9 protein-coding genes are annotated in these 13,327 nt (G+C 63.3%); 7 read left to right on the top strand and 2 right to left on the bottom strand.

Going from position 1 to position 13,327, the window contains the following annotated elements:
* Positions 1-205 precede the first annotated feature (205 nt).
* From aceE to lpdA, 3 genes are all read left to right on the top strand, one after another.
* Positions 206-2,902 carry a pyruvate dehydrogenase (acetyl-transferring), homodimeric type gene (gene aceE / locus NH14_RS25065; protein WP_035531074.1) on the top strand — a complete coding sequence of 899 codons (2,697 nt, stop codon included), beginning with the start codon at positions 206-208 and terminating at the stop codon, positions 2,900-2,902.
* An 80-nt stretch (positions 2,903-2,982) separates the two neighbouring features.
* Positions 2,983-4,638, top strand: coding sequence for a dihydrolipoyllysine-residue acetyltransferase (gene aceF / locus NH14_RS25070; protein ID WP_035531076.1), 1,656 nt, complete (start codon positions 2,983-2,985; stop codon positions 4,636-4,638).
* Positions 4,639-4,739: 101 nt separating this feature from the next.
* Complete coding sequence (lpdA, locus tag NH14_RS25075) at positions 4,740-6,503, top strand: dihydrolipoyl dehydrogenase (RefSeq protein WP_035531078.1); 1,764 nt, start codon at positions 4,740-4,742, stop codon at positions 6,501-6,503.
* Positions 6,504-6,718: 215 nt separating this feature from the next.
* Here lpdA and NH14_RS25080 read toward each other — a convergent pair whose 3' ends face one another.
* Entirely contained in the window at positions 6,719-7,294 is a 576-nt protein-coding gene (locus NH14_RS25080) for a phasin family protein (protein ID WP_035531080.1), read from the bottom strand.
* A 746-nt stretch (positions 7,295-8,040) separates the two neighbouring features.
* Here NH14_RS25080 and pbpG point away from each other — a divergent pair.
* Together pbpG and NH14_RS25090 are read left to right on the top strand one after the other, a co-directional pair.
* Positions 8,041-9,228: a D-alanyl-D-alanine endopeptidase gene (pbpG, locus tag NH14_RS25085; RefSeq protein WP_035531081.1), complete on the top strand. Its 1,188-nt coding sequence runs from the start codon at positions 8,041-8,043 to the stop codon at positions 9,226-9,228.
* 214 nt (positions 9,229-9,442) lie between these two features.
* Positions 9,443-9,745 carry a helix-turn-helix transcriptional regulator gene (locus NH14_RS25090; protein WP_152617251.1) on the top strand — a complete coding sequence of 101 codons (303 nt, stop codon included), beginning with the start codon at positions 9,443-9,445 and terminating at the stop codon, positions 9,743-9,745.
* A 95-nt stretch (positions 9,746-9,840) separates the two neighbouring features.
* Here NH14_RS25090 and NH14_RS25095 read toward each other — a convergent pair whose 3' ends face one another.
* Positions 9,841-10,644: an IclR family transcriptional regulator gene (locus NH14_RS25095; RefSeq protein WP_035531082.1), complete on the bottom strand. Its 804-nt coding sequence runs from the start codon at positions 10,642-10,644 to the stop codon at positions 9,841-9,843.
* Between the two features lie 236 nt (positions 10,645-10,880).
* On the opposite strand from NH14_RS25095, the gene NH14_RS25100 reads away from it, so the two are divergent.
* Together NH14_RS25100 and NH14_RS25105 are read left to right on the top strand one after the other, a co-directional pair.
* Positions 10,881-11,603: a (Fe-S)-binding protein gene (locus NH14_RS25100; protein WP_035531083.1), complete on the top strand. Its 723-nt coding sequence runs from the start codon at positions 10,881-10,883 to the stop codon at positions 11,601-11,603.
* A 160-nt stretch (positions 11,604-11,763) separates the two neighbouring features.
* Complete coding sequence (locus tag NH14_RS25105; RefSeq protein WP_035531085.1) at positions 11,764-13,200, top strand: lactate utilization protein B; 1,437 nt, start codon at positions 11,764-11,766, stop codon at positions 13,198-13,200.
* The last annotated feature ends 127 nt before the right edge of the window (positions 13,201-13,327 follow it).

Raw genomic sequence — 13,327 nt, forward strand, 5'->3', positions numbered from 1 at the left:
CGAAAGGGCGCGAACGATTCAGCGTGCGCCGCAGCAATTTTTCACATTATAAAAATCAATCTCGCAATTCGAAAAATTCCTTGCAAGAAGCGAGATGCGGTAATTACAATCGCCCGCAATGCTGATGCGGTCGGCCCCGTCACGTCGCAAGGGGCGTCGTCGCATAGCCCGATCAACAGCGTTCCCCTACATCCAGGAGACGAGTATGTCCGCTGTACCCGACGAAGTCCTGAAATACATTGCCACCGAAAAGGACGAAGATCCTCAGGAAACCGCCGAGTGGCTGGAGGCGCTGGACGGCGTCATTTCCGCCATCGGTCCCGACCGCGCTCACTACCTGATTGAGAAGCAGATCGAATTCGCCCGCGTGCATGGCGAGCATCTGCCGTTCTCGGCCAACACGCCGTACATCAACACGATCCCCGTCGCCAACCAGGCCAAGAACCCGGGCGACCAGGACATCGAACACCGCATTCGCTCGTACACGCGCTGGAACGCCATCGCCATGGTGCTGCGCGCGGGCAAGAACACGAACGTAGGCGGCCACATCGCGTCGTTCGCTTCGGCCGCGACGCTCTATGACGTCGGCTACAACCACTTCTGGCGCGCTCCGTCGCCGGAACATGGCGGCGACCTCGTGTTCGTGCAGGGCCACTCGTCGCCGGGCGTCTACTCGCGCGCGTTCCTGCTCGGCCGCCTGTCCGAGAACCAGCTCGACAACTTCCGCCAGGAAGTGGGCGGCCAGGGCATCTCGTCGTACCCGCACCCGTGGCTGATGCCCGACTTCTGGCAGTTCCCGACCGTCTCGATGGGCCTCGGCCCGATCATGGCGATCTACCAGGCGCGCTTCATGAAGTACCTGCAGGCGCGCGGCATTGCGAAGACCGACGGCCGCAAGGTCTGGGCCTTCCTCGGCGACGGCGAAACGGACGAGCCGGAATCGCTTGGCGCGATCGGCATGGCCGGCCGCGAGCGTCTGGACAACCTCGTGTTCGTCATCAACTGCAACCTGCAGCGTCTCGACGGCCCGGTGCGCGGCAACGGCAAGATCATCCAGGAACTCGAAAGCGAATTCCGCGGCGCCGGCTGGAACGTCGTCAAGGTAATCTGGGGCAGCCGCTGGGACGCGCTGTTCGCGCGCGACAAGTCGGGCGCACTGATGCGCCGCATGATGGAAGTCGTCGACGGCGAGTACCAGACGTACAAGTCGGAGTCGGGCGCCTACGTGCGCGAGCACTTCTTCAACACGCCGGAACTCAAGGCGCTGGTCGCCGACTGGTCCGATGACGACATCTGGAACCTGAACCGTGGCGGTCACGATCCGCACAAGATCTACGCGGCGTTCCATCAGGCCCAGAACGCGAAGGGCCAGCCGACCCTGATCCTCGCCAAGACGATCAAGGGCTATGGCATGGGCGAAGCCGGCCAGGCCATGAACATTACCCACCAGCAGAAGAAGATGCAGGTGGACCAGCTCAAGAAGTTCCGCGACCAGTTCCGTCTGCCGATCACGGACGAGCAGATCGTCGACGTGCCGTACATCAAGTTCGAGGAAGGTTCCAAGGAGCTCGAGTACATGCGCAAGAAGCGCATGGATCTCGGCGGCTACCTGCCCGCGCGCCGCCAGAAGGCGGAGTCGCTGCCGGTGCCGGCGCTCGAAGCGTTCGATCCGCTGCTCAAGGGCACGGGCGAAGGCCGCGAAATCTCCACGACTATGGCGTTCGTGCGTATCCTCAACATCCTGTTGAAGGACAAGGCGCTCGGCAAGCGCGTCGTGCCGATCGTGCCGGACGAGTCGCGTACCTTCGGTATGGAAGGCCTGTTCCGCCAGATCGGCATCTGGAATCAGGACGGCCAGAAGTACGTGCCGGAAGATGCCGACCAGCTGATGTTCTACAAGGAATCGCAGACCGGCCAGATTCTCCAGGAAGGCATTAACGAAGCCGGTGGCATGTGCGACTGGATCGCAGCCGCGACGTCGTATTCGACGCACGGCGAGATCATGGTGCCGTTCTACATCTTCTACTCGATGTTCGGCCTCCAGCGCATCGGCGACCTGGTGTGGGCGGCGGGCGACATGCGTTCGCGCGGCTTCCTGCTGGGCGGCACCGCGGGCCGCACGACGCTCAACGGCGAAGGCCTGCAGCACGAAGACGGCCACTCGCTCCTGTGGGCGGCATCGGTGCCGAACTGCGTCACCTATGACCCGACGTTCGGCTACGAACTCGCCGTGATCATGCAGGACGGCCTGCGCCGCATGGTGCAGGACCAGGAAGACGTGTTCTATTACATCACCGTGATGAACGAGAACTACGAGCATCCGGCGATCCCGCAGGGCGAAAACGTTGCGGCCGACATCCTCAAGGGCATGTACTCGTTCCGCAAGGGCGACGCGAAGGCCAAGGGTCCGCGCGTTCAGCTGATGGGCGCGGGCACGATCTTCAACGAAGTGATTGCTGCCGCCGACCTGCTCAAGAACGACTGGGGCGTCGAAGCGGACCTCTGGAGCGTGCCGAGCTTCACGGAACTCGCTCGCGAAGGCCACGAAGTCGAGCGCTGGAACCTGCTGCACCCGACCGAGCCGCGCCGCGAGTCGCACGTCGAGAAGCTGCTCAAGGGCACGGAAGGCCCGGTCATCGCATCGACCGACTACGTGCGCGCACTCGTCGACCAGATCCGTGGCCTCGTGCCGCGCAAGTTCGTGGTGCTCGGCACCGACGGTTTCGGCCGCTCGGACACGCGTGAGAATCTGCGTCACTTCTTCGAAGTCGATCGTTACTGGACGACGGTCGCAGCGCTCAACGCGCTCGCGGACGAAGGCAAGATCGAGCGCAAGGTGGTTGCCGACGCAATCGCCAAGTACAAGCTCGATCCGTCCAAACCTAACCCGATGACCGTCTAACGCATCATCCCCCTGTGCATGGCATGCGCGCCTCCCCGAAGCGGGGAGGCGCGTCGTATGCGGCCCCGGAGACACTAATAATGAGTCAAGCGATCGAAGTCAAAGTGCCGGACATCGGCGATTACAAGGATATTCCTGTGATCGAGGTGCTGGTGAAGGCGGGTGACACCGTCGAAAAAGAGCAGTCGCTCATCACGCTGGAATCGGATAAGGCGACGATGGACGTGCCGAGCCCGGCTTCGGGCACGGTCAAGGAAGTGAAGGTCAAGGTGGGCGACAACGTGTCGGAAGGCACGCTCGTCCTCGTGCTGGACGGCGCAGGTGCCGCCGCCGGTGCCCCTGCGGCTGCTGCGCCCGCCGCCGCTCCTGCTGCCGCACCGGCGGCAGCCGCTGCGGCAGCGCCGGCCGCCGCGCCCGCTGCTAGCGGTGGCGCGCAAAGCGTCAAGGTCCCTGACATCGGCGACTACAAGGATGTGCCGGTCATCGAGATCGGCGTGAAGGTCGGCGACCGCGTCGAGAAGGAGCAATCGCTCGTCACGCTCGAATCGGACAAGGCGACCATGGATGTGCCGAGCCCGGTGTCCGGCGTCGTCAAGGCCATTCTGGTCAAGGTCGGCGACAACGTGTCGGAAGGCACGGAAATCGTCGTGGTGGAAGCGGAAGGCGCAGCGGCTCCCGCCGCCGCACCGGCTGCGAAGCCGGTCGAAGTGCCGTCGGACGCGCCCCAGGCTGCGCCGGCCAAGGCTGCTCCCGCAGCGCCGTCGGCGCTCGCGCAGGCGCCGATCATTCCGGCCGGCGAAGGCGGCTCGCGCCGTCCGAGCCACGCATCGCCGTCCGTGCGCAAGTTCGCACGCGATCTGGGCGTGGACGTGGCACGCGTCACGGGCACGGGTCCGAAGGGCCGCATCACCCAGGACGACGTCACCGCGTTCGTGAAGGGCGTGATGACGGGTGCGCTCGCAGCGCCTGCTGCCGCAGCAGCACCTGCCGGCGGTGGCGCGGGCCTGAACCTGCTGCCGTGGCCGAAGGTCGACTTCACGAAGTTCGGCCCGATCGACACGCAGCCGCTCTCGCGCATCAAGAAGATTTCCGGCGCGAACCTGCATCGCAACTGGGTCATGATTCCGCATGTCACGAACAACGACGAAGCGGACATCACCGACCTCGAAGCGCTGCGCGTGCAACTGAACAAGGAAAACGAGAAGGCGGGCGTGAAGTTCACGATGCTCGCGTTCGTCATCAAGGCCTGCGTCGCCGCGCTGAAGAAGTTCCCGGCGTTCAACGCGAGCCTCGACGGCGACAACCTCGTCTTCAAGCAGTATTACCACATCGGTTTTGCCGCTGACACGCCGAACGGCCTCGTCGTTCCGGTGATCCGCGACGCGGACAAGAAGGGCCTCGTCGACATCGCCAAGGAAATGGCCGAGCTCTCGAAGCTCGCGCGCGAAGGCAAGCTCAAGCCGGACCAGATGCAAGGCGGCTGCTTCTCGATCTCGTCGCTCGGCGGCATCGGCGGCACGCACTTCACGCCGATCATCAACGCACCGGAAGTGGCGATCCTCGGTTTGTCGAAGAGCGCGATGAAGCCGGTGTGGGACGGCAAGCAGTTCGTGCCGCGCCTCACGCTGCCGCTGTCGCTCTCGTACGATCACCGCGTGATCGACGGTGCGGCTGCCGCGCGCTTCAACGCGTACCTCGCTTCGATCCTCGGCGACTTCCGCCGCGTGATTCTGTAAAACCGCTTCATTGACCGGCTGACGCCGCCACGTCGCACGCGCCCGGTTCTCGCGCGTGCGCGGCACGGCGAGCGCGGCCGGTCGTTCCAATAGGGGACACCATGAGTCTCGTCGAAGTGAAAGTGCCGGATATCGGCGACTTCAAGGACATCGACGTCATCGAAGTCAACATCAAGGCCGGCGATGTGATCGAAAAAGAGCAGACGCTGCTCTCGCTCGAGTCGGACAAGGCCACGATGGAAGTGCCCAGCGACGTCGCGGGCACCGTGAAGGAAGTGAAGATCAAGGCTGGCGACAAGGCGTCGCAAGGCACCGTGATCGCGCTGGTCGAAGTGTCGGCGGCCGCAGCCGCGCCCGCACCGGCCGCCGCACCGAAGGCCGAAGCGCCCAAGGCTGCCGAGGCCCCGAAGGCTGCGGCGCCTGCGCCGCAAGCCGGCAGCTTTGGCGGCAGCGCCGACGTCGAATGCGACATGCTCGTGCTCGGCGCCGGCCCCGGCGGCTATTCGGCAGCGTTCCGTTCGGCCGACCTCGGCATGAAGACCGTGCTGGTCGAGCGTTATTCGACGCTCGGCGGCGTGTGTCTGAACGTGGGCTGCATTCCGTCGAAGGCGCTGCTGCACACGGCGCTCGTGATCGACGAAGCCGCTGCGCTCGAATCGCACGGCATCTCGTTCGGCAAGCCGCAGATCGATCTCGACCGCCTGCGCGACTTCAAGTCGGGCGTCGTCAAGAAGCTCACGGGCGGTCTGGCCGGCATGGCGAAGGCGCGCAAGGTCGAAGTCGTGACCGGCGTGGGCACGTTCCTCGATCCGTACCACATGGAAGTGGCGGGCGAGGGCGGCAAGAAGATCGTCAAGTTCAAGCAGGCGATCATCGCTGCGGGTTCGCAGGCTGTGAAGCTGCCGTTCATTCCCGAAGATCCGCGCGTGGTCGATTCGACCGGTGCGCTCGAACTGCGCCAGATCCCGCAGAAGATGCTGGTGATCGGCGGCGGCATCATCGGCCTCGAAATGGCGACCGTCTACGCGACGCTCGGCTCGCAGATCGACGTCGTGGAAATGCTCGACGGCCTGATGGCCGGCGCCGACCGCGATCTCGTGAAGGTCTGGGAGAAGTACAACGCGAAGCGCTTCGCGAATGTCATGCTCAAGACCAAAACGACGAACGCCGAGGCGAAGGCCGACGGTATCTACGTCACCTTCGAGGGCGAGAAGGCGCCCGCGGAGCCGCAGCGCTACGACCTCGTGCTGGTTGCCGTGGGCCGCTCGCCCAACGGCAAGAAGATCGGCGCGGACAAGGCCGGCATCGCGGTGACGGATCGCGGCTTCATCGAAGTCGACAAGCAGCAGCGCACCAACGTGCCGCACATCTTCGCGATCGGCGACATCGTCGGTCAGCCGATGCTCGCGCACAAGGCCGTGCATGAAGGCCATGTGGCGGCGGAAGCGGCGCACGGCGAGAAGGCGTACTTCGACGCCATGCAGATTCCGTCGGTGGCCTACACCGATCCGGAAGTGGCATGGGCCGGCAAGACGGAAGAGCAGTGCAAGGCCGAAGGCATCAAGTACGGCAAGGCCGTGTTCCCGTGGGCCGCTTCGGGTCGCGCGATCGCCAATGGCCGCGACGAAGGCTTCACCAAGCTGATCTTCGACGAAGAGACGCATCGCGTGATCGGCGGCGGCATCGTCGGCCTGAACGCGGGCGACCTTATCAGCGAAGTCTGTCTCGCCGTGGAAATGGGCGCGGACGCGACCGACATCGGCAAGACCATCCATCCGCACCCGACGCTGGGCGAGTCGGTGGGCATGGCTGCCGAGCTGTATGAAGGCGTCTGTACGGACCTGCCGCCGCAAAAGAAGAAGTAAGTTTGCGGCGAGCATGAAAAACGGCGCACTCCGCGAGGAGTGCGCCGTTTTTATTTGGTCGCCAGGGGTGTTGCGTCTGGCTGCGAGAGGCGCTGGAGTCAAAAAAATTCCCGGCCTTCCAGCGACCGGGCAAGCGGCATGCCGGACCGGAGCGCCGGGTCCGGCTCTGGGCGCGGCTTACACGACTTGCAGCGCGCCAGACCGTTGCGTGACGCTCAGGCCGGCTTCTTGGGCGCAGCGGCGGCTGCCGAGCGCGAAGCTTGTGCGGCTGCCTTGCTGGCTGCAGCGGAGGCGGCGTTGAAGTTGCTTTCGGCCATTTCGACCGCTTGCTTGGTGGCCTTGTGGACCGTTTCGTAGGTCGTGTTCGCTGCGTTGATTGCCGACTTGATCACGGCAACCGCGGTTTCCGAACCGGCCGGTGCGTTCTTGGCGACATTGTCGACGAGCGACTGGACCTTGCGGTTCTGCTCTTCGTAGTGCGCTTCAGCAACCTTCGCGAACTCGGCTTGCGTAGCCGAAGCGATTTCGTACACATGACGGCCGTACGAAAGCAGCTTTTCGGCGAGCGGTTGAGCGAAGCTCGACTGCACGGCGAGGAACTCTTGCGCATCTTTGGCCGACAGTGCGCGCTGGGCGTGTTCCTGCGATTCGGCGAGATTCGAGCGAACGGCCTGAAGGTTCAATTCGACGAGCTTTTCCACGCCTTCGAATGCCTTGCCGGTGAGACCGAACAGCGTTTCGAGGTTGGCTTTCTGGGCAGCGGCGAATTGCTCAGGGGTCAGCAGACTCATGTTTACGCTCCTGGATGTTTGGCGGCCTCGTTCGTGGGCCGCCTGAAGTAAGTGGCAAGACTCTTGGGGGAATCTGCCCGGCGCTTTGGTGCGTCGCAGCATTGATCTCGATTTTAGGTCGCCGGAGATGAATGTCAAGAACTTTTGGTGCGACGCACAATTACATTAAGCTTTTATTAAACAATTACTTATGCGTCAAGCATGAGGTGTATGAGGTCATTTGTCAGATTTGACGATCTGCGGCATAGCGTCTGAAGCCTGCGTGCGGCGAGGCTTTGTCCGACAACGTCAAGCGCATTTACGCTCAATCTGGCAAGATTGAGGACGACGGTGCGCGTCGCAAATGACCTGCGCCGCATGCTTCATCGAAGGTCGGTGGGGGATTGCGCCTCGCGCGTCCACCAAAATCCTTCATGGAACGTTAAAGATCCATTGCTGTCGAATGCGCGTCGCGCGATTCTGCGGCACCGGCGTCAGAGAGTCGTCCTCGGTATTTCTCCCATATAAAGTTTGCATAGCGCGTGCCGTCAATGTGTAGGCAACAGAAGACGTTGTCGGCGCCAAGCGCAGCAGGGTGGGGCCGCTTGGGCGATTGTCTTTCTCCATCGAATGTTCGAAGCGCATTGGCTATCTCAATCCAAAGTCAGACTTCGGTTTAACGAGTAGCCATAAGTGCTTCAATTTGCGAATTTTTCGTGGTTTTACTACACTTGGCGAACGATCCCGTCGCTCCATCCAGAACACCAATGAAATCCGACAAGCTCCTGTCGTTCAAGCTGGTGCCCTCATCGGTTGTCAGTACCGCGCTGTCGGTGGCTGTCTCCGTGGTCATCAGTGCAACGCTCGTAGCGCCCGAGGGCGCTTTTGCTGCGTCGCAGAACGCCGCTGCGGCCTCGACGGCCAAGGCAAAGAAAACGACCAAGACCAGCAAGAAGGGCACAGGCAGCACGCCTGCGAAGGTCGCTAAAAATGTGGGCGCGACCAGCGTTGCCGCAGCGCAGGAGGACGATGCGCGTCCGACCGTGAAGAAGCGCCGCGTCAGCTACACCATGAATGGCCGCCATCGCACGGCGGTGCGCCGCGTGGCGTTCGAGCCGCGTCAGCCGACGGTGGGCCAGGCGTTCGGTCTGCATGAAACGCCCGATTCGCTGATGCTGCGCTCGGGCGTTGCCTACGTGGTGGACCAGAACTCGCTGGAACCACTCTTCGACAAGAATTCGCGTGCCGTCGTGCCGATCGCCTCGATCACCAAGCTCATGACCGCGATGGTCGTGCTCGATTCGAAGGCGTCGCTCACCGAGTCGATTGACGTCACCGACGAAGACCGCGATTACGAGAAGAACACCGGCTCGCGCCTCTCGGTGGGTTCGGTGCTTTCGCGCGAAGACATGCTGCATATCGCGCTGATGGCGTCGGAAAACCGCGCCGCGGCGGCGCTTTCGCGTTACTACCCGGGCGGGCGGCCGGCGTTCATCGCCGCCATGAATGCGAAGGCGAAGCAACTCGGCATGACCGACACGCACTTCGAGAATTCCACCGGGCTGTCGAGCCACAACGTTTCGACTGCGCGCGATCTCGTGAAGATGGTGAATGCGGCCTACCAATATCCGCTCATTCGCCAGTTCTCGACCGACCGCAGCTATGACGTGTACACGGGCAAGCGCAATCTTGCCTACAACAGCACGAACGCGCTTATCCGCAATCCGTCGTGGGACATCGGCCTGCAGAAGACTGGCTTCATCAACGAAGCAGGCGAGTGCCTCGTGATGCAAACGACGGTCCATGGCCGTCCGGTCATCATGGTGCTGCTCGATTCGAGCGGCAAGTATTCGCGTTTCGCCGACGCGACCCGTGTGCGCACGTGGATCGACAACGGCGGCGCCGACCAGCAACCGCACATCACGAGCGCGGATGCGGGGGGCGCGGGTACCTGATCCGCGCCGCTACGCTGCTTTCGGTTTCGCCAGTATCCACGCCCCGCAATCGCGGGGCGTTTGCTTTTGGGTCAGCGCGAGGCCAGCTGTCGGGCGATCGGCACTCTCAGCAGAATTTTTTGCGCTGGCATTCGCGCGCGCGAGCGAAAGCGCGTGGTCGGCTATTTTCGCTGCGTTGAAGAACGTGAAGCAGGCGGCACCCACAGTGCGTCTCGTGGAGGCTGCGCCCGATCTCGTCGGCCTGGCCGACGTTGCCGAGATGACCGGCATGTCGCGTCAGAACATGCGCAAGCTGATGCTCACGCACGCAGTTGATTTTCCTCAGCCCATGCATGAGGGCAGTCCGTCGCTCTGGCATCTCGGCGACGTCCTTGCGTGGTTGAGCGGCCGTGAGGGTTACAGCATCGACCCCGCGCTGCTGGAGACCGCGAATACCGCGAAGCAGGTCAATTTGGTGAAAGAGGCGCGCGACATCGACACCCGCATCAAGCGCAAACTGGCTGAACTCGTCGAGTGAGAGGTCCGCAAAAGAGAAGCGCCGGACGTGCCGGCGCTTCGGGAGCTTCAATGCGATTGCGCGAAATGGGTTCGCGCTCAAGGTGGACTGGTCGCTCAGGCTGCCGTCTGCACGCTGCCTTCAGCTGGCTCCGGGTGGTAACCGAGCGATTCGGAAATCAGGAGCGCCGTCTTGCTCAGTTGCCCAAGCCACGAGTCCTGGAGGCGGTCGGCGGGCGCCGAAAGCGAAAGCCCGGCAACGAGTTTGCCGGTGTCGTCGTAAATGCCTGCTGCGATGCAGCGCACACCCAGTTCCAGTTCCTCGTTGTCGCGTGCGCAGGATTGCTGGCGCACGTGGGCGAGTTCACGCTCGAGCCGGCCAAGGTCGGTGATGCTATTGCGCGTGTGACCCGAAAGGCCCGTGCGCGTGGCATAGGCGCGAACGCGATTGGCTTCGTCGGCGGCAAGAAAGAGTTTGCCAACGGACGTGAGGTGCAGCGGCGCGCGGCCGCCAATCGCCCGCACCACCTGCATGCCTGAGCGTTCGGAATAAGCTCGCTCGATATAGACGATCTCGTCGCCCTGGCGCACCGAGAGGTTCACGGTCTGGCCAGTGAGACGATGCAGTTCGCGCATGGGAGTGAGCGCGGCGTCGCGTACCGAGAGGCGCGCCTTCACGAGATTGCCTAGCTCCAGCAGTCGCATGCCCAGCCGGTACGTGCCGGGATCCGAGCGGTCGACAAGCCGGCAACTCACCATGTCGTTGAGAATGCGGTGCGCGGTCGACGGATGGAGTTCGGTGCGTTGCGCGAGATCCTTCAGGCTGACCGGGTCGGTGTGCGCGGCGAGCGCATCGAGGAGGCGCATCATGCGCTCGATCACCTGAATCGAGGTCTTCGGATCCGGATTGGTGTCGGTCATGGGGGCAAGATTCCAGGTGCGGATTCGTATGGCGAGTATAAGAAACTCGGCACGGAAGCGAGCATTGTATCTCGTATGGTGAAAAAAGACAGCGGTTGACGGGAATGTGCACTGGTAGGGCGGTCGCATTCGCGCCTGTGGCGGAGCCCGTCGGGCTATCGATCCTGGGGCAGTCCGGCGTTGGTGGCAGCGGCGAAACGTCGGATAATCGGGGACGGTTTTCACGAGGAGTTCCCATGCGAGTCGGTTTGTTCGTCACCTGTCTTGTCGACACCATGCGTCCCGAAATCGGTTTTTCGGCGCTCAAGTTGCTCGAGGAGGCAGGCTATGAGGTGGACGTCCCGCCCGCGCAGACCTGCTGCGGACAACCGGCCTACAACTCGGGCGAGCGGCCGCTCGCGCGCGACCTCGCGGAAAAGACGCTGCGCGAATTCGAGCAATTCGACTATGTGGTGATTCCGTCGGGCTCCTGTGGCGGGATGATTCGCGCGCACTACGGCGATCTCTTTCGCGACGATCCCGAGTTGATGGCGCGCTATGGCAAGCTGCGCGAGCGCGTCTATGAATTGACGGATTTCCTCGTGAATGTTGCGAAAGTCACGCTGCCCGAAGGCGAATTCCGCGGGCCGGTGACCTACCACGACTCGTGCTCGGGCTTGCGCGAACTGGGCGTAAAGGCGCAGCCGCGCGCGTTGCTCGCGCAGCGCGGCGTCGCAGTGCAGGAGATGAAGGACTGCGAGCATTGCTGCGGTTTCGGCGGCACCTTTGCGGTCAAGTACGGCGCGATCTCCACGGCCATCGTTGACGAAAAATGCATGAACGTGCAGGCGAGCGGAGCGGGCGCCGTGGTGCTCGGCGACCTTGGCTGCATGCTGAATATCGAAGGGCGTTTGCGCCGCACTGGCGATGCCAGCACCCGGGTTTTGCACATCGCCCAGGTGCTGGCCGGCGACGTCTGAGACGCCGCTCGCCAGCCGGGGCGCCAGCGCATCAAGCATCAAGACTCATGAGGCCCCCAACATCCGCCTGAATCCGACCGCACACGACCGCACACGACCGCACACGACCGCACACGACCGCACACGACCGCACACGACCGCACACGACCGACTCCACGCCATGCAAGTTCAATCGATGCAATTCAAGGCGCGCGCCGGCCAGAAGCTGGCTGATCAGCGTCTGCAGCAGAACCTCAAGAAGCTCTCGACCAAGTTCGTTTCCGCGCGTGCGGAGGCGATCACGGCGATCGACTTTCCGGCCACACGCGCGGCGCTCAAGGAGCGCCGCAATCGTGCACTCGAAAATCTCGATGTCTGGATCGAGCAGTTCGAAGCCGAAGCAACCCGCCGCGGCGTGACAGTCCTGTTTGCCGAGACGTCGCGCGATGCGGCGAAGCTCGTCGCCGAAATCGCGCGCAAGCACGAGGTTCGCAAGGTCATCAAGACGAAGTCGATGGTCTCCGAGGAAATGCAGTTGAACACGGTGCTCGCGGAGATGGGGGTGCAATCCATCGAAACGGATCTCGGCGAATACATCCTGCAGATCAACAATAACGAGCCGCCGAGCCACATCATTGCGCCCGTCGTCCACAAGGACAAGGACGAGATCGCCGACCTGTTCGCGAAGACCCATCACAAGCCGCGCCTCACGGAAATTCCCGACATGACGCGCGAGGCGCGCGAGATGCTGCGGCCGCACTTCCTTTCCGCGGACATGGGCGTGACGGGCGGCAACTTCCTCATTGCGGAGACGGGCTCGGTCGCGCTCGTGACGAACGAGGGCAACGAAGGCATGTGCACCGTCATGCCGCGCGTGCATGTGGCGGTCACCGGCATCGAAAAAGTCTTGCCGACGCTCGAAGACCTTGCCACCGCAATGCGCCTGCTGCCGCGCTCGGCCACCGGGCAGGCCACGTCGAATTATTTTTCCGTTCTCACAGGCCCGCGCGGGGCGGACGACCAGGACGGTCCCGAGCATATGTATGTCGTGCTCGTCGATGGCGGGCGCACCGGTCTCATCGGCGGCGAGTTTCAGGAGATGCTGCGCTGTATCCGCTGCGGCGCCTGTATGAACCATTGCCCGGTTTATCAGAAGGTGGGCGGGCACGCTTACGGCTGGGTCTATCCGGGGCCGATGGGGTCGGTGCTCACGCCGAGCTACGTGGGCATCGACAAGGCGCTCGATCTGCCGCAGGCCGCCACGCTTTGCGGCGAGTGCAACAGCGTCTGCCCGGTGGGCATCCCGCTCTCGGACCTGCTGCGCAAGCTGCGCGAGAAGCAGACCGAACGGCGCCTGCGCCCGTGGCGAGAACGCGCGGCACTGGCGGTGTGGGGCTGGTTCGCGCTGCATCCCGGCGCTTATGGGCTGCTCACGAAGCTCGGTGTGCGCGTGCTTGAGCGCATGGGCGGGCAGTCGCAGCTCATTCGCAGGTTGCCGTTCGCGAGCGGCTGGACCGACGGGCGGGACATGCCGGCTCCGGTCGGGCGCACGTTCCGCGAACTCTACGCTGCACGGCACACGCATCTGGATGCGACCGGGCGCACACGGAAGGCGTGACGAAGCCTTTCCAGCCGTTTCACCGGCGCCAGGCTGCGCACTGTTTAGCCTGAGACAACAGTGTGTTCGTTTTTGCCGGGTTTTTCCTGATTGCGGCCTTCTATATCATTTCGACTGGCGATAGTGC

It is taken from the genome of Paraburkholderia sacchari (genome assembly GCF_000785435.2).
Lineage (GTDB): Bacteria > Pseudomonadota > Gammaproteobacteria > Burkholderiales > Burkholderiaceae > Paraburkholderia > Paraburkholderia sacchari.

What these genes read in the sequence shown, in the direction of transcription:
- aceE (WP_035531074.1), top strand. Translation starts at nt 206, where the DNA reads ATGTCCGCTGTACCCGACGAAGTCCTGAAATACATTGCCACCGAAAAG.
- aceF (WP_035531076.1), top strand. Translation starts at nt 2,983, where the DNA reads ATGAGTCAAGCGATCGAAGTCAAAGTGCCGGACATCGGCGATTACAAG.
- lpdA (WP_035531078.1), top strand. Translation starts at nt 4,740, where the DNA reads ATGAGTCTCGTCGAAGTGAAAGTGCCGGATATCGGCGACTTCAAGGAC.
- NH14_RS25080 (WP_035531080.1), bottom strand. Translation starts at nt 7,294, where the DNA reads ATGAGTCTGCTGACCCCTGAGCAATTCGCCGCTGCCCAGAAAGCCAAC.
- pbpG (WP_035531081.1), top strand. Translation starts at nt 8,041, where the DNA reads ATGAAATCCGACAAGCTCCTGTCGTTCAAGCTGGTGCCCTCATCGGTT.
- NH14_RS25095 (WP_035531082.1), bottom strand. Translation starts at nt 10,644, where the DNA reads ATGACCGACACCAATCCGGATCCGAAGACCTCGATTCAGGTGATCGAG.
- NH14_RS25100 (WP_035531083.1), top strand. Translation starts at nt 10,881, where the DNA reads ATGCGAGTCGGTTTGTTCGTCACCTGTCTTGTCGACACCATGCGTCCC.
- NH14_RS25105 (WP_035531085.1), top strand. Translation starts at nt 11,764, where the DNA reads ATGCAAGTTCAATCGATGCAATTCAAGGCGCGCGCCGGCCAGAAGCTG.